Source organism: Cognatishimia maritima (assembly GCF_900129685.1).
Classification (GTDB): Bacteria; Pseudomonadota; Alphaproteobacteria; order Rhodobacterales; family Rhodobacteraceae; genus Cognatishimia; species Cognatishimia maritima.
This window is the reverse complement of record NZ_FQWM01000009.1, coordinates 19,703-46,336: the sequence shown is the minus strand read 5'-3', so window position 1 is coordinate 46,336 and position 26,634 is coordinate 19,703. Positions and strand designations below refer to the sequence as shown.

At 56.9% G+C, this 26,634-nt stretch carries 27 protein-coding genes; 16 read left to right on the top strand and 11 right to left on the bottom strand.

Annotated features, from left to right (window positions below):
• Nucleotides 1–17 precede the first annotated feature (17 nt).
• From BUA39_RS15310 to BUA39_RS15300, 3 genes are read left to right on the top strand one after another with little or no spacing between them, the layout of a single operon-like run.
• On the top strand, nt 18–389 hold the full coding sequence (locus BUA39_RS15310; protein ID WP_165610540.1) for an Hpt domain-containing protein: 372 nt from the start codon (nt 18–20) through the stop codon (nt 387–389).
• Nucleotides 379–3,723, top strand: a complete 3,345-nt coding sequence (locus BUA39_RS15305) for a PhnD/SsuA/transferrin family substrate-binding protein (protein WP_072794098.1) — start codon at nt 379–381, stop codon at nt 3,721–3,723. Before BUA39_RS15310 ends, BUA39_RS15305 begins: the two co-directional genes overlap by 11 nt.
• A gap of 32 nt (nt 3,724–3,755) precedes the next feature.
• The gene (locus BUA39_RS15300) at nt 3,756–4,151 is read left to right on the top strand and encodes a response regulator (RefSeq protein ID WP_072794097.1); all 396 of its coding nucleotides are present in this window, start codon (nt 3,756–3,758) and stop codon (nt 4,149–4,151) included.
• A 47-nt stretch (nt 4,152–4,198) separates the two neighbouring features.
• Here BUA39_RS15300 and BUA39_RS15295 read toward each other — a convergent pair whose 3' ends face one another.
• Together BUA39_RS15295 and motA are read right to left on the bottom strand one after the other, a co-directional pair.
• Complete coding sequence (locus BUA39_RS15295; RefSeq protein ID WP_072794096.1) at nt 4,199–4,636, bottom strand: hypothetical protein; 438 nt, start codon at nt 4,634–4,636, stop codon at nt 4,199–4,201.
• The gene (motA, locus tag BUA39_RS15290; RefSeq protein WP_072794095.1) at nt 4,636–5,502 is read right to left on the bottom strand and encodes a flagellar motor stator protein MotA; all 867 of its coding nucleotides are present in this window, start codon (nt 5,500–5,502) and stop codon (nt 4,636–4,638) included. The genes BUA39_RS15295 and motA overlap by 1 nt, the downstream gene beginning before the upstream one ends.
• A gap of 198 nt (nt 5,503–5,700) precedes the next feature.
• On the opposite strand from motA, the gene BUA39_RS15285 reads away from it, so the two are divergent.
• Nucleotides 5,701–6,891 carry a hypothetical protein gene (locus BUA39_RS15285; RefSeq protein WP_072794094.1) on the top strand — a complete coding sequence of 397 codons (1,191 nt, stop codon included), beginning with the start codon at nt 5,701–5,703 and terminating at the stop codon, nt 6,889–6,891.
• Nucleotides 6,892–6,894: 3 nt separating this feature from the next.
• On the opposite strand, the gene BUA39_RS17045 is transcribed toward BUA39_RS15285, so the two are convergent.
• From BUA39_RS17045 to BUA39_RS15270, 3 genes are all read right to left on the bottom strand, one after another.
• Complete coding sequence (locus BUA39_RS17045) at nt 6,895–8,250, bottom strand: flagellar motor protein MotB (RefSeq protein WP_072794093.1); 1,356 nt, start codon at nt 8,248–8,250, stop codon at nt 6,895–6,897.
• Nucleotides 8,251–8,412: 162 nt separating this feature from the next.
• Nucleotides 8,413–8,883 carry a MucR family transcriptional regulator gene (locus BUA39_RS15275; RefSeq protein ID WP_072794092.1) on the bottom strand — a complete coding sequence of 157 codons (471 nt, stop codon included), beginning with the start codon at nt 8,881–8,883 and terminating at the stop codon, nt 8,413–8,415.
• A gap of 197 nt (nt 8,884–9,080) precedes the next feature.
• On the bottom strand, nt 9,081–9,293 hold the full coding sequence (locus tag BUA39_RS15270; protein ID WP_072794091.1) for a hypothetical protein: 213 nt from the start codon (nt 9,291–9,293) through the stop codon (nt 9,081–9,083).
• 271 nt (nt 9,294–9,564) lie between these two features.
• Between BUA39_RS15270 and BUA39_RS15265 the strand changes: the two genes are divergently transcribed.
• The 4 genes from BUA39_RS15265 (at nt 9,565) to BUA39_RS15250 (ending at nt 13,295) form a co-directional block, all read left to right on the top strand.
• Nucleotides 9,565–10,254, top strand: coding sequence for a winged helix-turn-helix domain-containing protein (locus BUA39_RS15265; protein WP_165610539.1), 690 nt, complete (start codon nt 9,565–9,567; stop codon nt 10,252–10,254).
• A 332-nt stretch (nt 10,255–10,586) separates the two neighbouring features.
• Nucleotides 10,587–11,039 (top strand): hypothetical protein, encoded by a 453-nt coding sequence (locus BUA39_RS15260; RefSeq protein ID WP_131814608.1) that lies wholly within the window; start codon nt 10,587–10,589, stop codon nt 11,037–11,039.
• Between the two features lie 122 nt (nt 11,040–11,161).
• On the top strand, nt 11,162–12,616 hold the full coding sequence (locus tag BUA39_RS15255; RefSeq protein WP_165610538.1) for a flagellar hook-length control protein FliK: 1,455 nt from the start codon (nt 11,162–11,164) through the stop codon (nt 12,614–12,616).
• Between the two features lie 10 nt (nt 12,617–12,626).
• A complete protein-coding gene (locus tag BUA39_RS15250; RefSeq protein ID WP_072794087.1) occupies nt 12,627–13,295 on the top strand; it encodes a flagellar hook assembly protein FlgD in 669 nt (222 codons plus the stop codon).
• A gap of 20 nt (nt 13,296–13,315) precedes the next feature.
• On the opposite strand, the gene BUA39_RS15245 is transcribed toward BUA39_RS15250, so the two are convergent.
• From BUA39_RS15245 to BUA39_RS15225, 5 genes are all read right to left on the bottom strand, one after another.
• Nucleotides 13,316–13,726, bottom strand: coding sequence for a flagellar biosynthesis protein FlgH (locus BUA39_RS15245; RefSeq protein ID WP_131814607.1), 411 nt, complete (start codon nt 13,724–13,726; stop codon nt 13,316–13,318).
• A gap of 81 nt (nt 13,727–13,807) precedes the next feature.
• On the bottom strand, nt 13,808–14,596 hold the full coding sequence (gene flgH, locus BUA39_RS15240) for a flagellar basal body L-ring protein FlgH (RefSeq protein WP_072794085.1): 789 nt from the start codon (nt 14,594–14,596) through the stop codon (nt 13,808–13,810).
• Nucleotides 14,593–15,261: a flagellar basal body P-ring formation chaperone FlgA gene (gene flgA / locus BUA39_RS15235; RefSeq protein ID WP_072794084.1), complete on the bottom strand. Its 669-nt coding sequence runs from the start codon at nt 15,259–15,261 to the stop codon at nt 14,593–14,595. Before flgA ends, flgH begins: the two co-directional genes overlap by 4 nt.
• 3 nt (nt 15,262–15,264) lie before the next feature.
• Nucleotides 15,265–16,050, bottom strand: coding sequence for a flagellar basal-body rod protein FlgG (gene flgG / locus BUA39_RS15230; protein WP_072794083.1), 786 nt, complete (start codon nt 16,048–16,050; stop codon nt 15,265–15,267).
• Between the two features lie 45 nt (nt 16,051–16,095).
• Nucleotides 16,096–16,833: a flagellar hook-basal body complex protein gene (locus tag BUA39_RS15225; RefSeq protein ID WP_072794082.1), complete on the bottom strand. Its 738-nt coding sequence runs from the start codon at nt 16,831–16,833 to the stop codon at nt 16,096–16,098.
• Between the two features lie 143 nt (nt 16,834–16,976).
• Here BUA39_RS15225 and BUA39_RS15220 point away from each other — a divergent pair, with 143 nt between their 5' ends.
• From BUA39_RS15220 to BUA39_RS15205, 4 genes are all read left to right on the top strand, one after another.
• Nucleotides 16,977–18,809 carry a tetratricopeptide repeat protein gene (locus BUA39_RS15220; RefSeq protein WP_072794081.1) on the top strand — a complete coding sequence of 611 codons (1,833 nt, stop codon included), beginning with the start codon at nt 16,977–16,979 and terminating at the stop codon, nt 18,807–18,809.
• Nucleotides 18,810–18,957: 148 nt separating this feature from the next.
• Nucleotides 18,958–20,262 carry a flagellar hook protein FlgE gene (locus tag BUA39_RS15215; protein WP_072794080.1) on the top strand — a complete coding sequence of 435 codons (1,305 nt, stop codon included), beginning with the start codon at nt 18,958–18,960 and terminating at the stop codon, nt 20,260–20,262.
• Between the two features lie 26 nt (nt 20,263–20,288).
• Nucleotides 20,289–21,707, top strand: a complete 1,419-nt coding sequence (gene flgK / locus BUA39_RS15210) for a flagellar hook-associated protein FlgK (protein WP_072794079.1) — start codon at nt 20,289–20,291, stop codon at nt 21,705–21,707.
• 10 nt (nt 21,708–21,717) lie between these two features.
• Nucleotides 21,718–22,800: a flagellin N-terminal helical domain-containing protein gene (locus BUA39_RS15205; RefSeq protein WP_072794078.1), complete on the top strand. Its 1,083-nt coding sequence runs from the start codon at nt 21,718–21,720 to the stop codon at nt 22,798–22,800.
• 30 nt (nt 22,801–22,830) lie between these two features.
• On the opposite strand, the gene BUA39_RS15200 is transcribed toward BUA39_RS15205, so the two are convergent.
• Nucleotides 22,831–23,580, bottom strand: coding sequence for a response regulator transcription factor (locus BUA39_RS15200; RefSeq protein WP_072794077.1), 750 nt, complete (start codon nt 23,578–23,580; stop codon nt 22,831–22,833).
• 161 nt (nt 23,581–23,741) lie between these two features.
• Between BUA39_RS15200 and BUA39_RS15195 the strand changes: the two genes are divergently transcribed.
• The 4 genes from BUA39_RS15195 (at nt 23,742) to BUA39_RS15180 (ending at nt 26,624) form a co-directional block, all read left to right on the top strand.
• A complete protein-coding gene (locus BUA39_RS15195; protein ID WP_072794076.1) occupies nt 23,742–24,878 on the top strand; it encodes a flagellar basal body P-ring protein FlgI in 1,137 nt (378 codons plus the stop codon).
• Entirely contained in the window at nt 24,878–25,171 is a 294-nt protein-coding gene (locus tag BUA39_RS15190; protein ID WP_072794075.1) for a hypothetical protein, read from the top strand. The genes BUA39_RS15195 and BUA39_RS15190 overlap by 1 nt, the downstream gene beginning before the upstream one ends.
• 11 nt (nt 25,172–25,182) lie before the next feature.
• Nucleotides 25,183–25,668 carry a hypothetical protein gene (locus BUA39_RS15185; protein WP_072794074.1) on the top strand — a complete coding sequence of 162 codons (486 nt, stop codon included), beginning with the start codon at nt 25,183–25,185 and terminating at the stop codon, nt 25,666–25,668.
• Between the two features lie 131 nt (nt 25,669–25,799).
• Complete coding sequence (locus BUA39_RS15180) at nt 25,800–26,624, top strand: flagellin N-terminal helical domain-containing protein (protein ID WP_072794073.1); 825 nt, start codon at nt 25,800–25,802, stop codon at nt 26,622–26,624.
• The last annotated feature ends 10 nt before the right edge of the window (nt 26,625–26,634 follow it).

The window sequence follows — 26,634 nt, the reverse complement described above, 5'->3', positions numbered from 1 at the left end:
CGTTGAGGAATAAGATGTTGGGTGAGCAGACAATGATGCAGGGAATGGACGCCGACAAAGCGGCCCTTCTGGAGGCCGGACTCGCGAAAATTCGTGAGCGGTTCATCGCGTCTTTGGAAGATCGCATCGAAAGTTTCTGCACACTCCTAGAACGTCTTGAAGATCCAGAGACGGAAGAATCCGCCTGCATGGAAATTCGCGCACAAGCCCATAAGCTGCATGGCATATGCGGCAGCGTTGGCCAGCCCCGGATGGGGGCCCTGGCGGCGCAGCTGGAACAGCATATCGACACGCTGCTTGCAGGCGAACGCCCCCTCAACACCGACTTTGTCGATGATCTTCTGAATGCGCTGCTCGATGAAATGGAGCAGAATGTGGATGGCGCATAACACAGACTTTTGGCATGCGCTTAAAGCGCTGCGCCGATGGTTCGGGTTCTGGATCTTACTCGCCGCTTTGACAGTTGCGTTGCTGGCACGCGCCACCGCAGCAGATGCTCAGCAGGCACAGTTCTCAGCCGATACAGAGGTTTTCACGGTGGGGGTCCTTTCCACCGAGGGCGCGACGCGCGCGCTTGAATCCTGGCGGCCCACGATTGACTATCTGAACCGCGAAGCGCAATTCGCAGAATCCCCATATCGTTTTAATGTGCAGCCGTTTTCCCATGCGGCCCTGATCGAAGCCATGGCCACCGGCGCGGTCGATTTCGCGCTGACGAACCCGGCGATGTACGTCACGGCCGAGGTCGAAAGCGGCGCACGGGCGGTGTTGTCGCGGGCGCGTTTCTGGGAGGAGCGGACCTATAGCGATATCGGTGCCCTGATTTTTGTGCGCGCCGATAGCCCGGTGCGTCAGATCAACCAGTTGCGCGGTGCCAGCGTAATGGCGGTTGCCGCCAGCGATTTTTCCGGCTGGTGGCTGGCCGAACAGGAATTCCGTCGCCGCCGTTTGGATGTCGAAGACATGCTAAGCGAGCTGGTGTTCTCGGGCGGGAACCAGCGCGAAGTGGTTTATGCCGTGCAGACCGGACTTGTTGATGCGGGCGTGGTGCCAGCAGGTGTGCTGGAACAATTGGCGGCTGAGGGTGTGATCAATCTGGACGATTTTGTCCCCCTTTCCCCCATGGCCTTCCCGGATTTTCCGTTTTGGGTGTCGACCCCGCTTTATCCTGAATGGGTGCTTTCGGCCAATGCAGAGGTGCCAAATGACACCTTGGCTTTGGTCATCAATGCGATGCTGAGCATTGATGCAGAAGCCGAGGAATCCATCGCCGCCGGCAATGTCGTGTGGCAGGCCCCGCAGAACTATCAAGAGGTGCACGACCTTCTGATTTCCCTGCGCGTGCGTCCTTACGAAAATTACCTGCTGCAGGCCACCGCGCGGATCTTCAGAAGCTACAAGTGGGCCATCCTTGGGATGACCACTTTTATCATTTGTTCGCTGCTGTTCCTGATCCTGCAATTGCGCCGCAACATTTTGCTGGCCGAGCAACAGAAGGACGTGCTGGAAAGCGAAATCAGGTCAAAGATTTTTTATCGCAGCGCGGTCGAAGAACACACCGTCTTTTGTATGCTCAAACCCGATGGGCGCATTTTGCATGTGAACGAAAGCTTCTGCGCAACAACGGATCGCGAACGATCGATGCTTTTGGGAACGCCGTTGTCTGACCTGCTGCCAGAGCGTGAGCAAGAGATTCTGCGCAACGATATTATGAAAGCGATGGAGGTCGGCGCGCCGTGGGATGGGCCGCTGAAAATCCTGCGCGAGGATGGCACTGCGGCTTGGGCGCAGTGCACCGTGATTCCTGTGTCTGGCGCGGGTGATCTGCTGTCTGAAATCGCGGTGGTCGCCACCGATATGACCCAGACCCGCAAGGGCATTTCCGATGAAAGCTTCCATGACAGTCTGGAACTGATCGAAGATCAGGTGGTCGTGCTGCGCCCCGGATCACTGGACCTGCTGTATTGTAACCGCACCGCCACTGAAAAGCTGATCGAGGATCGCGTGGGTGGCACGTGGAAAGGCCGCAGCGCGAAGGACATTCTGACTGACAACGACCTGCGCGCTTTGGAAATGCGCTGCCAAGCCTTGGAAGAAGGGCCGCAACGCCGCATGACCTGGGAGGTCACCGCAGGCGACGGCACGCCATATGAAATTTCGCTGGAATATGTCCAGCCCGACAATGATGAGCCGCGCTTGATCGCGATCTATCGCGACATCACCGCGCGCAAAGTGGCCGAGAAAGCCAAAAACGAATTTGTCGCCACGGTCAGCCACGAATTGCGCACGCCTCTGACCTCGATGAAAGGCGCGCTGGGTCTGGCGAAATCTGGGGCGATTGGCGAACTGACCCCGCAGATGGACAAGATGATCGGCATGGCGGCGGATAACTGCGACCGGCTGGTGCTGCTGATCAACGACATTCTCGATATGGAAAAATTCGAGAACGGCAAGATGGACCTGAAACTTGCGCCGGTCGACATGCTCGAAGTGGTCGAACAGGCGATGGAGTCCAACAAGTTCTACGCCGAGAAGTTCAAATGCACGATGCGCCTGCATCTGGAAGAGGTCGACGGTGGCTTTATGACCATGGGCGAGAAGGATCGCCTGCTGCAGGTCATGGACAACCTGATGTCAAACGCCGCCAAGTTCTCGGGTGCGGACAAAGAGATCATCGTGTCCTTGTCGGTACACCGTGGCCGCGTGCGCTTTGCATTGCGTGACTTCGGCCCCGGCATTCCGAAAGAGGCGCAGGCGACGATCTTTGACAAATTTACCCAAGCCGATATGGGCGACACCCGGTCCCAAGGCGGCACTGGGCTTGGTCTGGCCATCGCGAAGATGATTGTCGAAAGCCACAAAGGCGCGATTTTCTTCGCCTCTGAAAATAATATTGGCACCGAGTTCTTCGTTGATCTGCCGCGACTGGTCGGCCAGCAACTGATGCCGCTTGAAAAGCTCGACAGCGAAGTTGCGATGTTCAGCGGGGCAGGGATGGAAACTGATCCAGCGGCAGAAATTGCGGCGCGCGAGGAAATCGCAGCGAAGGCGGCGGCGCAGGTTGCTGATGGGTCCGAAATGCAGGTTCTGCTGTCTCAGCTGCAATCGGGCGGCTTTCAAGTGGAATTGGAAGTCGGCAGCGTGACCGTTAGCCAAGTCGTCAGCGGCAAGGGTGTTGTTGGTCAGTCCTCGGTCTTTAATTGGCTGTCAGACGAAGGGCGGACTTTGGTAACAGACCTCTTTGAAAAAGAGATGCTGTCGAACCTCAAGGTCTCTGTCTTGCAGGCCAAGTCGGAAGACATGAACATGTCAGATGGCGCGATCTTGAACAGCTTGCGGACAAATATGTACAGCAATTGGCTGAACATGATCCCGACATTGGATAGCACCGAAGATGGCTTCCGCCTGATGGCGGTCGGCTCTAAGGACTTGCCGCATGTGGATACCGATGATGTCACGTTGGTGCAGGCGGGCGATGCGGCGCAGGCCATGGTGCTGGCAGGCGAAGATCAATTTGATGCCATCCTGCATTTTGACAAAGTGGGCTTGGCCCATTGCATGACGATCATCCCCGTCACAGGCGGACAACTGCCAGACTCGCTGCCGGTGATTGTCATGGTAACACAGGTTGAAGCGCCAGAAGCGGAACGCGGCGTGGTTTCAAGATTTGCGCGGCCTTCGGGTGCAGGACGTGGGAAAGCACGTCGCCGGGCGCGCGGTTAAACGCAGAACGTTGGATAACGAGGAAATTGAATATGGGTGAGCTGACAAAAATTCTGCATGTGGAAGACGAGGGCGATATTCGCGAAATCGCAAATATGGCGCTGGAATTGATCGGCGGCTTTACGGTCGCGCAGGCGGAACTGGGCACGGTGGCGTTGGACATCGTCGAAGATTTCGCGCCGGACCTGTTGCTCTGTGATGTGCAGATGCCGGGGCTGACCGGGCCAGAGACCATTGCCAAAATTCGTGAGATTCCGGGCTATGAGCAAATTCCAGCGATCTACATGACCGCCAAAGTCGGGGAGTCCGAAAAGGACAGCCTTCTGGGCCAATATGAACTGGGCTTTATTGCGAAGCCGTTTGACCCGACAACCCTCGCGACCCAAATCCGCGAGATGTGGGCAGCTGGATTTCAGAACGCCGCTTGATAAGAACAAAGGCCAGCCCCCTCCCGTCGGTGGGGGCCGGTCTACGGCTACGTCTCCCCGCGCATCTGACGCAGATAGCGATTGCGCGCCACCTCTTCGAGGGAGGCGCTTTCGGCCAGATCGTCCTCGCGGCGCTTTTCAACCAGGGTTTTATCCAAGACCGCTTCGTTTGACCGCGCTTCGGTGTAGGTGTCAAACAGCTTGCCTTCGATCTGGGCCGCATCTTTATCCAGCCGGGCCATTTCTTTTTCTAAGAAGGCGCGGCGGGTTTGGATGGCCTTTAAGAAACCCGCCAAAAACGGCGCGGCCTCGGGCGTTGAAATATGCGCCTCTTTCGCGAGACGTTCATCCAGCTTGTCAATTTCGGATTGCACCTGCGCTTGATGGGACCGGATCAGCCCCATCTTGGCCGCGTGGCCATCCAGCTCGTGTTCCTTGATCCGTTGCAGAACCTGCAGGGCCTGAATGCGACGGGTGCGGTCCATTATGCCCCGGCAAGATCCTGACGCGCCTCTTCCATTTCATAGAAAGACGGCTGCAGCGTCGTCGGGATATTGCCGCGTCCGATTTCCACGCAGATGGTCGGCGAATGGTCATGCAGGATGGCGATAAAGATATCGCGGATCACGTTATAGAACGCGCCGTCCTGTTCTTCGATTGCGGTCAGGCGACCAGAAAGAGGGGCCACAAAACAATAGGCCAGGAAAACCCCAAGGAAGGTACCAACCAGCGCGCCGCCGATCATTTCGCCCAGCACCGCAGGCGGCTTGTCAATCGACCCCATGGTTTTGATAACACCCAAAACCGCGGCAACAATCCCGATCGCGGGCAAGCCGTCGGCCACGGTTTGTAGCCCATGTGCGGGCGTCAAAACCTCGTGATGGTGTTTCTTTAGCTTTTTGTTGATCACATCCTCAGTTTGGAACGGATCGTCAAAGTTCAGCGCCAGCATGCGGAAACTGTCGGTGATCAGATCAATCGCATGGTGGTCGTGTTGGATTTTTGGAAACTGCGAGAAAATCGAACTGTCATGCGGGTTTTCGATATGCTCGTCCAGGGCAAGGATGCCGTCCTTCTGGTAAATTTTAACCAGACCGTACATCAGGTTCAGCAGATCAATGTAATCGCTTTGCTTCCACTTCGGCCCCTTAAGGGATTTGAAGACCGCCTTGAATGTAGCGATCACATCTTTGAACGAATTCGCTGCGACAAAGGCGCCCAAAGAGGCGCCGCCGATCATCATGCCTTCGTAGGGGAGGGCGTGTAAAATCGGCCCCATTTCCCCGCCCGACCACAAGAAGCCGCCAAAGACGAGGACGATGACAAGGATAAAGCCAATGACAATATTCATTTTGGGTCGCTTTTCGCAGCTGCTCTATTTGCCTTATTTTTGCCATAGGCAAGGGTATTCTAGCAAGGATTAAAGGCGAATTCAGAGGATAGAATGCGCTTTTTCATGGAAAATACAAGAATAACTATGGATAAACCACTCAACCATGGCTAAACTTAAAGGATAAGTTAACGTCAAACGTTGCGCTTGGGGAAGAACATGTCTGGCAGCGAAAACATCTTGGTCGTATTGCTTGAAGAAGATGACCTTCGGATGGTGCATCGTGATTGGCCGCGTAAAATGCGGCTGGCGGTGTGCTTGATGCCAAGCGGCGATTGCCAGTTGCTGCTGTTCCGTCAGGAAGAAGCGGGGATTTTCGCCGCGCGTCTGCGCAAGCAACTTGGATTGCGCGCCAAAGAGATCTGCGTCTACCCGCCGGTGCACGGCTTCCCAACACGGCAGCTGCGCTATTCCGATCAACGCAGCCTTGCGACGTTGCTGGCGGACTCTCCGCAGCTGGTTGAAGAAGCGGATGACTATTCGGTGAACTTTGCCTTCGCGCTTGAAGAAGGGCTGGAACCCAGCGCCTTCCTTGGGGTCGACAGCGAACCTATGGTTACAGCAGCGCCGGTTGCCAGCGCGCAGGCAGCGCGTGAGGTGGAAGTCGCCACATCGGATGGCGCATTGCATTTCGCAAGCCGCCGCGCGCCGGTGCCGCCGCCCGCCCCAGCCGCTGAAAAACCGCTGCGCAATCTGCACCTTGATCTGGGTCGAGAGGCCGCGCGCCGCGACCCGCCTGCGCCCAAACTGCCAAAGGAAAAGGGCGCGGTGGTCACCAGCGCGCAATCAGTTTTTCCGGGGGCGGCCTTTACCTCGCTTGCGGATATGAAGGACGAGACCGATGCGCCCGCCTTTTCCATAAGCGAAGATGGCAACCATTTTGTGATTTCCGGCGGGGCAGGGGCCCAATTGGATATTCGCAATGCTGGCCAATTGTTCCTCCGCGATGACCGCCAGTTGCTGGCGATTCAGCGGGCCGAGGCTGGGGACGCCGCGCCGGGCACGGTTCGGATTGAAGCCGATCTTTTGCCAGCATCGCTGCGGTCGGTTCTGCGCAAAGCGATTGGGGCAGTGGACGTAAGCCACGATGCGGCCTTCCTTTATGTGACGCTGCCTGTGGACGGCGCGGCACCAGAAGAGAAGACCCCGGTTGTTGCCGAAGCGTTGAAAAAGCCCTCGCCACAGGCGCTGAAACGCCGCCGCCGGTTCCGGCTTTTTGCACTCACCACGCTGACAACATTGGCGATTTTGGTGATCCTTGGTATGCAGCCCGTCAATGGCATCAGCCAAAACGCGAAAATTGGCCCCATTGATTGGAGCCAATTCCGACTGTCGATGCAGGCGAATTAACCTTTAGCGCAGCGCGCTTCTGAGGTTCTCAAACACTTGCTCATCCAAGAGCGACGGCTTTTCTTCGATCACCAAAGATTCAGCCAGACGCGGCGCTTCGGCGACCATCTCTGGTTTTGCCATCTCGACCGGTTCCGCCACTTGGACCGGAGTCACAGCCGGTGCGGGCGCTTCTGGGGCGGCGGCCTGTTGGGTTTGGGCAGGGGCTGGCGTTTGAACCGGCGCGGGGGTAGGGGCCTGAAGTTTTTCGTAGGCCAGCATCACTTCGATCCGGCGGTTTGAAGCGTCGGTCGGGGCCTCTGGTTTTAAAAGCTGGGTCGCGGCCATGCCCGACACGCGGGTGATGCGGTCAGGCGTGACGCCATTGTCCTTTAGGATACGACGCATCGCATTGGCGCGGTCGGTGGACAGATCCCAGTTGTCATACGATTTGCGATTGGTGAACGGCACGGCATCGGTGTGGCCAGAAATCACCATATCGTTTGGCAGAGCGGTCAGTGACTCACCCAAAAGCGCCATCAGCTTCATCGTGGTCTCATTCATCGTCGCGCTGCCGCTGGCAAACATCGGCTTGCCCTGGCTATCAACGATCTGGATCAGCATGCCTTCGGGGGTGCGTTCAAAGATGATGTTTTCCTGTAGCGGCGCGAGGTCCGGCGCTGCTTCCATTGCCTGCAAAATCTTGCTCTGCAGGTCTTCGAACCGTTCGATATCCGCCGTGTGATCAGGATTGGGGTTGTCGATGTCACCGGCTGCCATCTTTTCAAATTGCTCAACCTGTTCAGAGGCATCCGCCGCCGCCGCCGAGTCCATCTTCGCGACATCCACCGCCTCTGCGAGGTGTTTTGGATCGGTGGTTTCAGCGGGCGCGTCCGCCTGACCTGCCAAATGTGCGTTGGTCACCGCGTCCTCAGTTGAATCGGACTGGAAGGTTTCGCTGGCGGCACCTGAGGCTGGATTCTCATGGTGACCCTGGCTTGTGCCGCGCGTTTTCATTTCGGGGTCAGCCGTTGGGGTCGTGTCCATGACTTCCCATTTCGCGGGGGAAGGGTCATCGATCTCACCAAACTCTGCGCCGCGCGCAACGGTGGAGCCATTGGAGGCCGTCATCGTGCCGGGCGGGCCAAGCGTCGCCCCATCCAGAACACCGCTACCGCCGGGCAGGGTGGCGTTTGTAAAATATTCGGCAATCCCGCGCAGCTTCTGCTCGTCAGAGGAGGATAGAATCCACATCAACAAAAAGAACGCCATCATGGCGGTCATAAAGTCGGCATAGGCCACTTTCCATGCACCACCGTGGTGGCCGCCGCCTTCGACGACTTCGATTTTCCGAATGATATTAACGGTGCCATCAGCCATCGTTTTATTGCCTCACGTCCGCCGGTTTGCCCGGCTTATTCTCAACGCTGGCTTCTGCGCAGGTTGGATCGATCAAGATATCACGTCAAAGATCGACCTCAGGAAGGCGCAAATAAGGCAAGAATGTGGCAGAGATTAAGGCGGGCGCGGTCGTCGCGTGCCTTAACGGATGCGGGGTTGGGGTTTTTCGGGGGTTTCCCGGCTGTATTTTCCCAGTCCGGCCTGTTTGGCGTAGGCCGCTTTGCGCTCTGAATAGTTGGGCGCGACGAGGGGCATGGAATCGGGCAATTCAAAGACCTTGCGGTATTCTTCTTCGGTCAGTCCATGCTCTGCATTCAGGTGGCGCTTCAGCATGGTGAAGCCTTTGCCGCAGCAAAGACAAAAGACTTTGTCGTCTGTCACCGCCTCTGACAGGGGCAGGGCAGGCGCGGGGGTGCTGCGCGCTGGTGCAGCAGCGGCTTCGACCGCGCGCGGTACAACGGCGGCGGCACGCGCCACCGGGTCCGTTGCAAAGACCGGAAGCAGGCGACGGGCCAGATCAACGATTTGGTCGCTTGTCACGTCAGGGCGTTGGGCAAAGGCCGCGACAACAGTTGCGACGGCACTTGCGGAGGGGGTGTCAATTTTGTTCATGCTAATACTTGCTGCAATGGTCTAAATCCCTGGTAACAGCGCGCAATATACGGGTCTTGTTACATTTTCGTCAAGAATAGTTACAGTTCTCATGCCGAAAACGTGATGCGTAAACCCCTGTAAAACTTGGGGTTGAGCCGACTTGTCCTTACATGCGCGCCGGGTTGAGGGATCATCCCGGCATCAATCCTTGGCCATCAGTGAAGGTACTTTGGGCGGGTCTCATCCACAGGGGAAAGAACCGTGTCCAGCAAAGGGGCATCCGCATGTCGGCGCAGAACGCTGGCGGCAGATACAAGGATTTCTCTGAGGGCGAGATCGCCAGTATCGGTTTCGATCAGGCGGTCAATTGATGCAACTGCCTTAAGCGCGACACGTGTGTCCGCTGCGGACGCAAGGGCTCCTGCCATAGCTGCTACTCCATTCTGAGTGATGAAAGGCGCATTCTGCTGCCTTGGACCAACAATATTATTCCTTGGGTTAAATTTTTGCCAAAATTTGGTGGCAAAAAGAAATTAATGGTTAAAGGAAGTTTTCCTTGCCTTTGATCTTGGGGATAACAGCGGTCTGAACGGACGCCATTTGGTGGGGCTTTTGGGAAATTTCAACAATGATCAAAGAATCGCGGTATTGTCTGTATTTCGAAGACGAAGAATCGGGCGGAATTAAGGCGCAATGTCAGTGAGCACCGCATACGCATATATTATCGACAGCGATCCCGGCATGGCGCTGTCCTTGCGCCACTTGTTCGGTGCGATCTGTGATGTTGGCGCAGAGATCTTCCAAGACCCCGCCAGCGCGGTGGCCGCCTCCGATGGGGCGCGCCCACCCGTCGTCATTCTTGGGCGCGTGGCAGATCGTGAGGATCACATTGCGGCACTGAAATCCGCCGGGTTCCCTTTTGTCATGGTCATTGACCGCCGGGACTCTGCGCAAGAAGCAGAGCGCGCGTTGTTGGCCGGGGCGGACGATGTCATCGGCTTTCCGTTCTCCTTGCGCCTTCTGGCGCTGCGGTTGCGGGCGCGGGTGGGGCTGTTGGACTCTCCTGAAGGTCTTGAAATTCTACAGGATTCCGAAAATTGGGACGACGGAGCGTATATCGCCAGCCGTGCCGGGCTGACCTCGGCAGAGGCGCAGGTCGCGCATATTCTGATCAGTCACGCCGGTGAAATCGTCAGCCGCGATGAGTTGAGCTATGCCATTGATCATCGGCCTTGGGACTATGGGGATCGGAAGTTCGACGTGCATGTTGCCAAGATCAGGAAGAAGCTGACAGCCGTTTTCGGAGAGCACATCACCGTGAACACAGTGCGCTCTGCAGGTTATACGTTAACCATTGATGAGATGGGCATGCAGCGATTGATGCGCTGAGGGCCGGAAATATTCGGCCTGATAGCGCTGTCAACGAAAGAATTGTAAATATCCACAGCTCAATTATGTGATCCACATTTCTTGGTTTGAGGCACAATTGGTTGTGGATATCTTTTCCATCCCACCTAAATCTGCCCATGCCCGTTGTTTTATTGACCGTTTTCGAGAGCAACAACGCGGTTTCTCAACTTAGAGACGTTCTAAACGCTCAGGATGAGACCAGAATACGACTTTGGGATGAGTGCACCGGATTTACAAAGCAATATTTCTCCTTTTGGGAGAATATGGTTACCTTGAGATCACGAGATATTTATGTCGTGAGGGAATATATAGTGGAACACAGCGGACTCATCGGGCAAATCTGGGGTGGATCATTAACCGTAGAGGCAGAGCAAGGGGCGTCCCCCTTGGCAGCGGTGCTTGGCTCGCTGATGGATGTGCCAGTGGTGACTTTGGCGTCCGACACTGAGATGACACGCCCCTTCGCGGTTATGGAAGAAACCGAAGTGCTGCCGGGCGCAAGTCTTGGCGATGTGCTGGCCGAAGAGCTTTCCATCGACATTCCCTATGGCGCACTTGTCCTTGTGCAGCCCAAGGATTTTGCGAAGGCGCAAGATTTGTCCGGTCAAAAACTGGGTGAGATCATCGGCCATATCATTCTTGAAATGGCGCAGGGTGTGCATTCGGTTGATGGTGGGTCCACAGATCTGGCACAGCTGGCGCTGAGTGGGCAGATGGTTTCCGCTGTGAAACTGGCGGGCGTGACGGCCTCTCGCGTCCAATAACCCCCAAGGATAGGTTGGTTTAATCTATCCTTAATCACATTTATCTTTGTTTTTTCCTTGCTTTGTGGTCTCTTATCCTTAACGAAACAGAGTTTTCGCGAGGCAGATAAGAGATGCAAGCCGTGATCAATCCATTGCTGTCCATGTTGGGCGCCGCTCCGGCGGCCCAAGGTGCTGTGCAGGGGGCATCTGCGCAAAACGGGCAGGGCGGCGGGTTTCTGAACCTCATTACCGCACAGCTTGCGCAGCCCGGCCGCGCGATCCCGGCAGCAGATGGGCCTGCCATGGCGATCTTTGATGCCCTCGCGCCAGACCTGGAAGAGCTTTCAACCCTGATCACAGAGATCGAAGCGCTTGTGGATGGCGCGGACCTTGGTCTGGATGTCAAAGAAGAGATCGGCGACATCTTCGCGACACTGACAAACCTGCTTGGTGCGTTGGAGCAGATCAAAACCACGCTGATGGCGGGGCAGGGCGAGGAAGGGTTGCAAGCTGACGGCAAGATCGATCTGACCGCCTTTGAGATGGGCAAATTGCCCCTGCTGGCTGCACCGACGGTTGTGTTGAACGCGCTTCAGCAAAATCTTCAAGCGCTCCCCGCCAAAATCTCGGGTTCTGACGCGCTGGCTCCATTGGTAAGCGAACCGCAACTTTCAGCGATTGCGGCGATCACAACAAAGGTTCAGGCGGTATTGCGTCCGGCAGCGAAACCCCAGCACCCGGTCGCGATTGCGCCAGTGCTGGAAGACGTCGGGCAGCCTGCGCCGCAGGTGGTCGTGCCGGCAGCATCGCAGCAAAACCAATCGTCGCAGGCAAGCCCCGCGGCCACGGTTTCGGGTTTGGTCCAAACCACACCAACGCAACCGACGCTGCCTGAGGTGGCAAATGCAAACGCCGCAGTTCAGGGCGCGGGTTCTGACTCGGCTGCCCCCGCGACGTCTCAGGCGGCTGAAGTGCTGGGTAAACTGGCCGCTGATCAACTGGCTGAGAAGCCTGCAGGACACGTCGTGGCTGATGTTGCGGCACGCCTCACGACATCGACCGCTGGATTGGTGGATGTGCCGCGCGAGATGACGCCGGTGATCCCGCAAGAAGTTGCGAGCGTGGTGCAAGCATCGGGCGCGGTGTCAGAGGCGGCGCAGCAAGTGTCTCAATCGGCCCGCCCCGACGCGCCGCAGACCAAATTCACGCAGGCTGTCGTTGGTCAATTGCGCTCTGTTGAATTCAGTGAGGGCACCACCAAAGTGGAGTTGAACCCACGCGGATTGGGCAACGTCGAGATTGAAATGAAGACCAACAGCGATGGGTCGCTGTCCGTTGTGGTCCGTGCCGAAAGCGCACATGTCCTAAGCAGCCTGCGGGGTGAACGCGAATTGCTGGCGCAGATCATCGGGCAGGGCGGCGAGGCCTCGGTCGACTTTCAGGAATTCAGCGAAAACCAACAGCAAGATGTTGGGGGTGAAAACGGATCAAGCGGTGGTGCAAGCGGCGATGGTGGCGCAGCATCTGCCGAAGATGGGGCCACAGCGACCGAAACCGCGACCATTGGCAATGGTCAGCTGGACCTGATGACCTAGGAGAGATCGCATGGCATTGTCCCCCATATCCTCAGGTGCAGCGACCGGCACCAGCAGCACGACCTCGTTGTCGCAGCTGGGCGAGGACTATACGCGTTTCCTGACTTTGCTGACGGCGCAGGTGCAATACCAGGACCCGCTGCAGCCGATGGACGCAACGCAGTTCGTGTCCCAGCTTGCTCAGCTCAGTCAGGTGGAGCAGGCGGTCAAAACCAACTCGAACCTCGAAGGCATCGGCGGGCAAATTTCATCACTGCTGTCAGCCAGTGGTGCGGACCTTTTGGGCAAGGAAGTCACCGTTTACTCTAACCAACTGACGCTCACGGACGGTGTGGTCGACAGCTATTATCAAGTGCCCGAGGGCACACAATCGGTGACTGCAGAAATCCGCGATCCGTTGACAGATACCGTGGTGCGGACAATGACGGGCCTTTCGACGGAACATTCCGCCTTGCAAAAGCTGGAATGGGACGGGTTGGACGACTTTGGTAACCCTGTGCTTGACGGGAGCTACGAGGTGAGCATCACCGCGACGGATGCAGAGGACGCGGCTGTTCAGTCATTCGTTTACCGTAAAGCCATTGTCCAAGAGGTGCTGTTCACGGAAGGTCAGAACTATTTCAAACTCTTCGGTGATGAGACCGTGCCGGCAGAGGCGATCCTCGCGGCGGCGACCTAATTCACATCATTGATCAGGCTTTAGCGTAGACTGCGTTCGGCGTGGAATTCGTTGATTTTGGCGGTGCGCAAGGGGCGGAACTTCATATGCAGTTTCCGCACGATATCAGTCGCCAGTTCTTGCTGATTGATGTTGTCTTCTTCGCCCTTTTCCAGCCAGAGCGTCGATTCAGCCATATCAGAGATGATGCCCACTGTGGCGTCGCGCATGCGGTTACGGCCCTCTAACCCGTTTAGGCGCTCAAAATCGGCAGCGCCCGCGATATAGACATCCAGATCCAGAAGAATATGCAGCACAGATTTCGGCTGCAGCACCTGAATGGTGAATTTGCCAAGCGGCATCTTGTATAGGATTTCTTCTGCTGTGGCATGGGCCGCGCCCGCTTTTCCGGCTGCGTCTCCATCCTCAACTGCGGGCTGCGGCTCTGGCATGAGCATTTTCCCAGCAAAATAGCCAGCGGGCCCCAGGATCAGGGGCCCGAGCAATATGAGGATCAGTTTCTTCATGGGGTGCTAGTAGGGCAGGATCACGTCGAGGAAATCTTCGCCATAGCGTGGCTGTTGCACGACGGAAATCTGCCCGCGACCGCCATAGGTGATACGCGCCTCGGCGATCTTGTCATAGCCCACGGTGTTGGCGGTGCTGATGTCCTCGGGGCGGATGATGCCCGCAACGCGCAGTTCGCGCAGTTCAGAGTTCACCTTGACCTCTTGCCGCCCGGCAATGACGAAATTGCCGTTGGGCAGTTCCTTGATGATCAAGGCCGCGATCCGCAGATTGATGGCTTCGTTGCGGCGGATGGACCCGGCACCCGCAGAGGCCGAACTGTTGCCAAGGTCAACGACATTTCCGCTATCGGGCAGGTCATCGTCATCGACGCCAGGCAGGATCTTGGTGAGTTGGCTGCCGTAGCCAAAGAAACCGGGGGCTTCGAGGTCCGTCGATCCAGAGCGTGAGCGTTCAGACTGGTTGCGCAGTTGCGCGTCGTCTTTGATGTTGATGACCACTGTCAGGATGTCTCCGACACTTTCGGCACGCTGGTCGTCAAAGAAGCTGCTAGTGCCCCGGTTCCAAAGGCTTGATGCCTCGGCGCGTTTGGGGGTGCGGCGCGGTTCGGCGGCTGGGAGCGGGACGCTGACGCGGTTCACTTCTGGCACCAACTGCGGGTCCATTTCACTGAACGCGGGGTTGCGATGTTCTTTATAGTTCTGCGTGCATCCGGCCAACACAAGGCTGGCACCTAGGATCAATGAGCCCAAAACCCGCTTCTGCGCGCGGTTCGCTTTGGATGAATAGGTCAAAAGAGAGCCTCCACAACGCCGTCGGCCCGTGCGACAGCGGTAATTGTCTTGTTGCTAGAGAGATTCACCACGCGCACCTCCTGGCCGAGATGGGCGTCGCTGATGGCCTTGCCTGTTGCGGTCAGCTGCAAGGGACCGTATTTCAATTCGATGATGACACGATCGCCACGCGCCACAATGATCGGCGGGATAACAGATTGGCGATGCACCGGGCGGCCCGGGGTCAGCATCCGGCGGACTTGCATGCCGTTTAGCCCGTCAAATTCAGTCACGGCAAAGCTGTGGACCCGCGCCCATGGCATGTCGACTATCTGGATGTCAGCTTCGGTTAAGATTTCTTCGGGCATGACGCGGCGGGTGACCACGGGCACTGGAATGTTCAAAATCGCGAGGCCCTGAATACGGCGGATGTCTCCGCGTTCCGTCACAAGGTTGGCGATGAACTGGCCGCTGTCCGGGTCAATCCAGAATTCTTTGATAAATTCGCCTTCCGCCGGGGTGCCCTGCGCCATGCGCACCGAAAAGCTGCCATTGGTGGGCAGGGTGGGCCCAAATTCCTGCTCGGCGCGTTCGATCACAAGGTCGGTGACTGGCACGGCCAAGGCCACGCCGGGCAGAAGGGCGATCCAGAGGGTGATCAGAAAGTGGATGGCGCGACGTGTCATGGCTTATTTGATCTGGTTGGCGGTCTGCAGCATCTGGTCTGCGGTTTCGATGGATTTCGAGTTCATCTCATAAGCGCGCTGCGCCTGGATCAGGTCGGTGATCTGCTGGATGATATTCACGTTTGAGTTTTCAAGGCTGCCCTGCCGGATCACACCGATGCCGGGGTCGCCGGGTACTACGGTTGTGGCTTCGCCCGACGCGCTGGTTTCTTCCAAAAGGTTGTTCCCGATGGGCTTCAGGCCTGCGTCGTTCAGAAAGGTCGCCATGGTCATTTGACCGAGTTCGGTGGGAGTCGTCTCGTTTTCCAAAAAGGCCATCACCACACCTTCGGCGTTGATCGTGATCTGCCGTGTGCCGTCTGGAATTGTAATGCCCGGATCGACTTCGTGACCGTCGAGCGTCACAATCGTGCCTTCGGCAGACAGGTTGAAATTGCCCGCGCGGGTGTAGCCAAGTGACCCGTCAGGGCGGTTCACAACAAAATACCCGCGGCCTTCGATCGCCAAGTCCAGCGGGTTTTCGGTTTGGATCAGTCCGCCTTGCGTGTTCAACCGCACCATGCCCGCGCCTTGCACACCAAGGCCGACATTCAGGCCAACCGGGCGGGCCGTGCCCTCGGTCGAAGTCAGTGCGCCTTCTTCCAGCATGGTCTGATAGATCAGATCCTGAAAGGCGGCGCGGCCGCTTTTGAAGCCGGTGGTGTTGGCGTTGGCGATGTTGTTGGCGATGACGTCAACATTGGTTTGCTGCGCCTGCATGCCGGTTGCTGCGATCCCAAGTGCCTTCATTGCCTCATACTCCTGTTATAGTCCTGCCATGCACGCGGCATGGGGTCAGACGACGCGACCCAGCCGTTGGATGGCTTGTTTGGTCAGTTCGCTCTCGTCGCTCATCAGTTTCACCGCGCGTTCATAGGCGCGCTGGATGTCCATCAGGTGGATCATTTCGACCACCGGTTTTACGTTGCTCTGCTCGATATAGCCTTGCGAGAGGCGGGCTTCTTCGGTTTGCTCGGCCACCGCGCCACCTTCCAAGAAGAGACCATTGCCAATCGGGGCGAGCTGATTGGGATTGTCCACTTTGAAAAGGCCGATGCGGCCAATGACACCACCGTTCTGATCGGTGATGGTGCCGTCCAATGCGATGGTCACGCTTGTGCCGACTTCGGCTGGAATGGTGATCGGCGCGCCGCTGACATCCACCACGGGTGAACCGCCCAACGTGACAAGCTGCCCTTCGGGATCAACCGTTAAACGACCATCGCGGCCATAGGCAATTTCACCGCCGGGGGCCTCGTATCCCAGAAAGGCATCGCCATTGACGGCCACGTCCAGCGGGTTGCCCGTGGGCACCAAGCTGCCCTGCGCCATGTCGACAAAGATGCCTTTGTCCTGAACGTAATTGACGGCCTGCGTTGAATCGCCGGTGTTCGCGGGATCGACCGCTTCAAGAATGGGGTGCTGCGCCTTGTAGCCCGCGGTGGAGGCGTTCGCCATATTGTGCGCTGCAAGGTCAAGGCTCCGCTCAAGCGCGGTGGCCAAGGAAAGGGAGACGTAATTTGTGGTTCCCATGTTGGCGCCTCTGTTTACGACGTTCCTTCAAGAACAATTCGTGCGAATACGAAATAACCTTGGTTGTTGCTTGTTAAACTATCCATCAATATAAAGATTAAAACAAGATGTATTTGCGAATTTGCAAGGATAGTTAAAAAATCATGAACGCAATCTTGCAGAGGCTGTGGTTGATCTTGCTGGGGTCCGTGTCTGCGACGGCCCTTGTCGCCGCCTCTGCGCCTAAAGAAGAGGTAGCTGAACCTCTCGCGCCCAAGGTTGAAAAGAAAGAAGAAATCCTCGCCCCAAGGACAGGGGTACAAACCTTGTTCGATCTGGATTTGCGGCGCTGGCCGGAAGAGCGTTTTTACGAAAATCTCAGTGCCCAGATCGATGCTCTGTCACATTCGCACGGCGTCGAAGGGCGCGTCGTGATGATGGATATCGCGGAAATCTACCTGGGTCAGATGATGCTCTATGAGGCCGGATCGGTGCTAGAGGGGATCAATGGCGCAGGGGCAAGCCGGGAGATGCGGCTGCGCGCTTTGCGCGATGCGCATAGGTTGCTCGATGGCTATCCAGTGGATGATTTCGAGACCTCTCCGCTTGCTGCGCCAAACCGCGTTGACCGCGCCTTCTGGGCGGTGTTGCAGGCGATTTCGAGCGGCGATCCGGTTATGCTTGCCGAGAATTTGGAGCCAGGATTGTTGGGGCTGATGCACCAGACACGCCCGGTGGCCCACAAAATGTTGCCGATCCTGACGGAAGCCATGATCGAGGTGGGGGCGCATGTGCATGCCGAACAGGCACTGCGTCTGCTGGAGGATTTCCCAGATCTCAGTGAGGCCCCGGTTGGGTCTTTTTTGCGGGGCCGCGCGCATCAGTTTATCAACAATGAATCCTCGGCGCTGGCGGCGTATTTCGAGGCGGCGAAGGGCTTTGATCGCTACGCCGCACGGGCACGATTAGCTTTGGCGAAGATGGCGCTGGATGATGGCGGGCGTGGCGCGATTTTGGCCGCGCGAGATGTCTTGGAGCACGGCAAAAACTCTTGGAAAGGGGACTTTCTGGAGGTGCAAAACCTGCAGACGTTGGCCGAAGTTTACGTGAAAAACCAAGATGATATCGCCGCGCTGACCGCCTATGGCACGATTATGCTGCGGTTTCCGGGCACAGCGGCGTCTGATCAAGCGGAAGAGAAAGCCTCGGCGCGATTGCAGGCTGTTTATGCGGCCGGAGAAGCGGGGGATATCCCCCTGTCGCACTGGCTGTCCGTGCATTACCAGCTTGTGCCGGCGTTTCGGTACTATGCGGCCTTCCCGAAGTATGTGGAACGGGTTGGTGACCATTTGTACAAGACCGGTGGCACCAGCATGGCCGCGGATGAATACCAGCGCGGGCTTGATCTGTTGCGCGACCTGCGTATCCATCACCCGGAACGTGCGGATGATGACTTGGAGTTCCAGCTTCACCTAAAAAAAGCCGAAGCTCTGGCCGCTGGCGGACAATATCGCGAGGCAAAGGAGCTGTTGGCGTCGCTAGAGATGCCGGATGCAGCGGATCAACGTGAGGTGGTCAATCGCCTGCGTGCCAGTGTCTACGCCAAAATCGGAGATGCCGAAGGGTTGCTGCGCACCCATGTCAAAACCCCGACGCCCTCCAACCTGCGGCATGTGGCGCAGGCCCTGTGGGCCAAGGGCAATTGGGCAGAGGCGATCACCTTTTATGAGCGTCTTTGGCAGGAGTTCCCCGGCCAGTTTGATGCCGATGACGCGACCTATCTGTTGATTGCGGCGCACCGGGCAGATCGCGATGACGTGACCGACCGGGTGATTTCGTTTTTCCCGAAGCTGACGGAATCCGAGGGCTGGATGGAAATCGCGCAAAGCTTCCGGACTGATCCGCCACCGGTCTTTCCATTGTCGCGCTACGCGGCGGATAACCGGATTGATCGGCTGCAAAAATCCTTGGAAAACCTGAGCAAATCGGGTCTTTAGAAGGATAAATTCAGGGTAAGGTCGCGAATTGTAAGAATAAAAATTCGGGAACATTAATAAAATTCGCTATTCTTTAACGTTCTTTAAAAGTAGTTCATGTATATCTTAAGCTGAGAGCAACTAATAATAATTTTTCGAGGCGAGCAAAATGTCCATTTCAAGTGCATTGCAGACCGGGGTCAGCGGCCTGAAGGCGAACTCTACCGCGGTTGGTGGGATTTCGGAAAACATTGCCAACGCGAACACTGTTGGCTACCGGCGCGGCTTTGCGCAGATGGTGACAACCACGGCGGGCAACAGCGGTGGCGGCAGCGGCGTTTTGTCGGTGGTCGCAAATGAGATGATGGACATCAATCAGGCAGGCGGCCTGATCTCGACCACCTCAGCGACAGATATGGCGATTGGCGGCAATGGGTTCTTCATCGTATCGGTGAATCCAAACGACACGGTGCAAACCAACTATGCCTTGACGCGGGCAGGGTCTTTCCTCCCGGACAAAGACGGCTTCTTGCAAAACGCGGCCGGGTATTACCTAGCGGGCTTCCCTTACGATTCAAGCGGGCAGCTTGGCAATGTCGACCGCAGCTCTTATGCGTCGATGGAAACCGTGAACATCGGGAACATCACGCTGTCAGCAGCACAGACGACCGAGATGGAAATTACCGGCAACCTGCCGTCGCAAGATACAGGGCTGGCGACACCGGGTGCGCCGTTTGAAACCTCGTCGGAATTCTTTACGGGCCTCGGGGAATCCCAGCGTATTTCCTTTAGCTGGCAGCCGACCACCAATGCCAACGAATGGGATGTAACCGTCCGTGACCACACTGGCGCAGACCTTGGGTCCATGACTGTGACCTTCACAGACTCGGGCGCCATGTCAGGCGCGCCGGAGTCCTATACCAACATCACCTCCGTCGCGACCGCGCCTTCTGCGTTCTCCTTTGATGCGGCCACAGGGATGGCGACGATCACAGTTGATAATGGTACCACTCCGCAGACCTTAACGATCAGCATGGGGGAACCCGGAACCTTCACCGGCATCACGCAGTTTGCGGGCGATTTTTCGCAGTCATTTGATCGTGATGGGTCCAGTGTGGGTGAATTGATCCGCACTGAAATCAACGAAAACGGCACGCTGTTCGGCGTCTTTGACAACGGCATGCGGCGCCCACTTTACGAAATCCCAGTGGGTGTCGTCGACAACCCCAACGGCCTGATCGAGCAAAAGGGCAACGCCTATAGCCTCTCAGGTGAAACCGGGGCTTTTGCCGCGCTGCGCGCCAATTCAGGGTCCACCGGGTCGATCAACGCAGGGGCCCTGGAAGGCTCTAACGTGGACATCGCGCAGGAAATGACGGACCTGATCCGCGTTCAGCGGGCGTTCTCGACCAACGCGAAGGTGATCACAACCGTTGACGACATGATGGAAGAGACAACCAGGCTGAAACGGTAATCAAGCTTGGAGTGGAGGCTGACTAGATGAGCCTTTCGGGCGCCCTCTACGCTGCAGGGTCTGGCCTTGCAGTCAATCAAACGATGTCCCGTGTGACAGCGGGCAACGTCGCCAATGCCATGACCGAAGGCTACACGCGGCGCAACACGCTGCTGGTCAGCACCTCGCTGGGCACCGGCGGCGTTTTGGTCGCGGAAATCCGGCGTGAGATCGACACCGCTCTGATCCGCATGTCGCGGTCTGAAAACTCTAAAATGGCAGAGCAGCAGGCTATTCACGAAGGGCTGCGCGACTACACCATCTTTCTGGGCCAGCCCGGCGATGGCACCTCTCCGGGTGAGAAATTCGGCGAGTTCAGCTCGTCTTTGACGACGCTTGTGAATATGCCAAGTTCGACCGCCGCGCAGCAGGGTGTGATCTTTGCGGCGGAAAACCTCACGGCGTCGATCCGCGATGCGAGCGATCGTTTGGCCAGTGTGCGCGCCGATGTGGATATGGAAATCCGTTATGAGGTGTCTGACCTCAACGACCTGCTGTATCAGATCAAAAACCTGAACTTGAAGATCCGAGATTTTGAACCGGGCACGCTGGAGGCGGCGGGGTATAATGATCAGGTCGATCAGGTGCTGGACCAAATTTCGGGCATCACTGATATTCGGGTCACGCGGACCACGGATGGTTGGGTCAACGTCTATACCACCGGTGGCGCGGCCTTGGTGGAAGGCGATCAGGTGCAGGACGTCACCTATAATCCGGGCGACGGCACGTTTTTTGCAGGCACGCAGGAAATCACCCCTGGCGTGCCGGGTGTGCGTGGTATTGAACATGGAAGCCTTGCGGGCTTTGCGGCGCTGAAGCGCGATATCATTCCCGAATTCCAACTGCAGTTGGATGAATACGCACGTGGGATCATCCAAGCCTTTGAAAGCGCGGACGCCTCTTTGGCGGTCGGGCAGGCGGGGCTGTTCACGGACAACGGTTTTGCCTACGATCCGGCGAATTTGGAAGGGCTGGCCTCGCGTTTGCGCGTGAACGACGCGGTGCAATCTGGCGCTGGCGGATCGGCCTGGATGGTGCGCGATGGGTTGGGCGCGACTGCGCCGGGACCGGCCTCGGATTCAACACAGGTTCAGGCCTTTATTGATGGCATCCACCAAGCCATGAATGCCGACCCATCAACGGGGATCAACGCCTCGGTCACGCTGTTTGATTACGGGTCCAATATGGTGACCGCACAGGGCGTGGCCACCTCGCGGGCCGAGCAGAGTTTCAACGCGGCCCGCTCTGCTGCTGAAGTCATTCAAGCCTCGCGCAAAAACGTCGAAGGCGTGAATATCGACGAGGAAATGCAAAAGCTGATGATGATCGAGCAAAGCTTTGCCGCCAATTCAAAGATGTTGACGGCTGTGGCAGAGATGCTCGATACCTTGTTAGCAGCAGTCTAGGAGGCAGGGCATGAGCTGGTTGTCCACGCGGATGTCGACCTACCAAATCAACTACTTCATGCGCAGTAGCGTATCTGAAGCGTCTTTGGCGTTGCAGCGGGCGGGGCAGGAACTGTCATCCGGGCGGCGGGCGGATATGTTTGGTGATCTGGGGCCACGGGCCGGGATCGCGATTACGATGCGCGCGCGAGAGGAAAACACACAGTCCTTTCTGGACGCCAATAACGTGCTGGAACACAAGCTGGACGCGATGCTGCTGTCGGTCGATGCGGTCCGTGCGCCGGTCGAGGAAGTGATGCAACTTGCGCTTCTGAATCAGGAAAGCGCTGGGACCGGGGCCTTTGCCATTCAGCAACAGGCGCGATCTGCGCTGGAGGCGGTTCTGAGTTCGCTGAACAACAGTTTCAATGGCGAGTTTTTGTTTTCTGGCACCTCAAGCGAAGTGCCCGCGATGAACCGCTGGAGTGAGGTCAATCCGGGGACGGGCCTGTCGCCTGAGGATGTCATGGCGGCGATCATCGGGACCGGGCCTACGGATGTAGGTTCTGCAAACGCTATTGTGGCGGAGTTGGACCAGCTGTTTGCCGGTACGCATGGGACAGCAGGCTATAACTACGAAGAGACTTTCTATAACGGCACGCCTGAATTGGACGGGTCCAGCAATCCGAATGAACGGATCAAAGGGCGTTTGGATGCCGGGCAAGAGTTGACCTATGGCATTCAGGCCAACGATCCAGCCTTCCGCGATATCATTAAAGGGCTGGCGATGCTGGCCACTGTCGATATTGAACAAATTCCCGATCCCGATGCCTATAAGGCCTGGATGCAAGAGGCTGTGCAAACCCTCGCCAGCGGTGTGCAGGGTGGTTTGGATGCCTCTGCGAATATCGGGTTCAGCCAGAATTTGGTCGAAAAAGCCAAAGAACGGCTGGGGGATCTGTCCATGGTGCAACGCAATCAGATTGCGTCCTATGAGAACATCGACCCCTATGAGGTCGCCACGCGGATGAAGGGTTTGGAGACGCAGCTGCAGGCCAGCTATAGCGTGTCTACACGACTGTCTGGCCTGTCTATCCTAAACTGGTATCGCTGATTTAGCCGCTAAGTGCGATGCGGCGCGGGCCTATTGGGCCCGTGCCTCAAGTGGCATTGCTGCGCGCAGAGGTTCTGTCGGCGGCAGGTCCATATCTTCTGGTGCGCTAAGTTTGTAACCACGGCCGTGAATGGTTTCGATATACTGCGCCCCGCTTTGCGCGGCTGCGGCGATTTTCTTGCGCAGCTTGCAGATGTAGACGTCGATCACCTTGTCAAAGGGCTGATCGGCACTCATCCCGTAGACCGCATCATAGATGGCGTTCTTGGAAATCACCTTGTTCGAGTTCAGCGCGAGGTGCTGAAAGATTGAATGTTCGCGCTTTGACAGCCGAATGCGGGCCCCCGAAACGATGGGGTCGCGGCCGTCGAAATAGGCGGTGACTTCGCCGACAACCACGCTTTCGGCCGCATGGCCGTGGAAACGACGCACGATGGAATTGATCCGGGAAAAGACCTCTGAGCCTTTGATCGGGCTGACAATCACATCGTCTGCGCCACGATCAAGCGCGGCAGCGGTTTCGGTCGAGTTGCGGAAATCACGCAGCACGATCAATGGGTTGGCGCATCCAGAGGCCCGCACCGCACGAATTTGCCGGTGGGTGTTTGCGGATTCACCAATCAGAATGGCGCGGTGCTCACTGCCGGGTTGCGACAATGGGGCCAGGCCTGTTTCAAAGAACTCTTCACCGACAAAGAGCGGTTGCAAGCCAACGTTCTCAAGCTCTGCTTGAAGGGATGCTCGACGTTTCTCGCGTGGCTCGAAAACATAGGCGCGCATGGCCACCTCCGTTCCACCTATTCATGTTATCCTTTATCGCTAGCAAGGATAAATCATGCTTTCAATAATAAAAAGAAAAATAATTAAGATTAATTTAGGGTTAATGCTGGACGTGGCAAGAATAATTGGGTAATTCTTGGGTGGGCATACAGGAAAGACCTATGGAGCAGTACCAAACAATTTCCGACCGCCTGACCGCGATAGTCCTTTGCGCCGCGATGCTGCTTGGCAGCGTCCTGTGGGCGCAGGATGCCAAGGCAGAGGTGCGCATTAAGGATATCGCCAGCTTTGAAGGTGTGCGCGAGAACCACCTGATTGGCTACGGGCTGGTTGTCGGCCTTCTGGGCACCGGCGACAAGCTGTCAAACAGCCCGTTCACGCGGGAATCCATGCGCGGCATGCTGGAGCGGCTCGGCGTCGCAAATATCGACGCTGATCTGTTGAAAACCAAAAACACAGCAGCCGTCATGGTGACCGCCAAACTTCCCCCTTTTGGCCGTCGCGGTGCGCCGATTGACGTCACCGTATCTTCGCTTGGCGATGCGACCAGCCTGCGAGGCGGCACCTTGCTGGTGACGCCGCTTGCAGGGGCTGATGGCGAGGTCTACGCCGTCGCGCAGGGCGCCGTGGCCGTCTCTGGTTTTCGGGCCGAAGGCAATGCCGCCACCATCACCGAAGGCGTTCCAACGATTGCCCGGATCGACAACGGTGGCATTATTGAGCGTGAAGTGCCGTTCAGCCTTGCTGAGCTCAGCAGCTTCCGCGTGGCTTTGCGGACTCCTGATTTCACCACGGCGACCCGCGTGCGCGATGTGGTGAACACGGAACTTGGCGCGCAATACGCGCAGGTCTTGGACCCGGGCACCATTGAAATTCGCGTACATGACAAGGGCAATGTGGCCGAGTTTGTGTCGGTCATTGAAAACCTGACTGTTCAGCCGGACTCTGTAGCGCGGGTGGTTGTGGATGAAAAATCCGGCACCATTGTGATTGGCTCCAACGTGCGAATTGGCCAGGTGGCGATCAGCCAGGGCGGCCTTACCGTTAAAGTGCGCGAACGGTTCAATGTCTCGCAGCCGGAACCTATTTCGATCGGCGGCACCACAGTGATTGTGCCGGACACGGAATTGGACGTCGAAGAGCAAGACAGCAAGTTCACTATTCTTGAGGGCGACGTCAGCCTGCAAGACCTTGTGGATGGACTTAACGCCATCGGTGTTGGGGCACGGCAGACGATTTCTATTTTGCAGGCAATCAAATCCTCCGGCGCGCTGCATGCGGATCTGGAGATTATCTGATGACTGACCTGCCACTGATCTCTTCCCTCGCGCAGGCCAAGGCGCAGATGGCTGAACAGAAAGCCGCGCTGTCGCAAGACGACGTGCAGGCCGCCAAGGATTTTGAGGCGGTGTTCCTGCAGCAGTTTGTCGATGAGATGCTCAAGACAGTCGACATGGGCACCGGGGACAATGACGGCCAGATGTGGCGGACCTTTATGTCCGAGGCACTTTCAAAGAGTCTGGTAGAGCAGGGCGGGCTGGGTATGACGGCCAATGTCCAGCAGATGATGGCGGCCTATAAGCCAGAGTAACGAGGGTCACGATGATTGCTGCGCGCCAGTTTCGCATGAATGAACGCAAGAAATCCCGCACGGGTGGTGCCGGCGATCCGACGGCGATGGATTTGCAGAACATCGACGCCTTTGCCGAAAAGCTGCGCGAGGCGATCACGCTGCTGAAAAAAGAGATCAAGGCCATCAACGACGGCGACCTGAATGTTGTCAGCGACATGTTCGAAGAGAAGTCCGGCCTGCTGAAATGGTTGGAATTGAAGAAGCCACTGGTCGAGCCATTCATTAAGAAAGACGCGGCCCTGACACGCCAGTTGCCGGAGCTTTTGCAAGAGCTGAGCACCACGGTGACAGAGAACAGCACACTTTTATCGCGTATGGCTGCCGCCGCCGGTTCCGTAGCGCGCGAGATCGAAAAGGCGACGCAAAGGCATAGTCTGGATGGCCTTTATGGTAAGTCTGGGCAGAAAGTCAGCGACCAAACTGTGTCAAAAATGACAATAGATCGGGAATTTTGACCCCGAAATCAGGGATTTATTAAGAAACGTAAACCGCGCTTTAACCAAGGCGCGTATAGTGTTGGTGTTGGCGCTAAGCCGCTTCAGTCAGAAGACTGATCATATAATAGAGAATAAGAGGAGAGCATTAAATGTCGTCCATTCTCACTAACAGTTCCGCAATGGTTGCTCTGTCCACCCTTAGCATGGTGAACAAGAGCCTTAATGAAACTCAGAACCGCGTTTCCACCGGCCTTCAGATTTCTACCGGTAAAGACAACGCTGCATATTTCGCTATCTCCGAGACGATGAAGGGTGATAGCGGCATGTTCAAGGCCATCAACGAAGGCCTGACATCCACTAAGAATTCCGTCGCAACAGCCCGTCTTGGCGCTGAAAACGTTCAGCAGCTGACACAGGACTTCTCTGAGCGCGTCGCGTTCGCACAAGGCTCTGGTATTGACCTGGCCGACGTTCAGCTTGAACTGGATTCTCTGGTGACTCAGATTGGCACAGCGATTTCTCAGGCGACTTTCAACGGTGAAGATTTGGTTTCTGGTGCGGTTGTGACACAGACTGTCGTAACTGGTATCAGCCGGACTGGCGGTACATTCGCAGCCACAACCATGACCTTTGACTCTGTTGATCTGGGCGCAATCCAAACTGCGCTGGCCGCGGTTGACCTGACCACCTCGACCAACCTTCAGACTGATCTGGCAACTGCTGAAACCCAACTGGGTCTGGCGATTGAAGCTGTGACATCTCTGGGCGTGACCGAGAAAACCATCGAAGGTCAGCAAGGCTTCTTGGACGCATTGGGTGACACGCTGGACAGCGGTGTTTCCTCCATGGTTGACGCGGATATGGAAGCAGAAGCAGCACGTCTGCAGGCGCTACAGGTTCAGCAACAGTTGGCGACACAGTCGCTGTCTATCGCGAACCAAGCCCCGCAGAACATCCTGTCTCTGTTCCGTTAATTCAATCGGA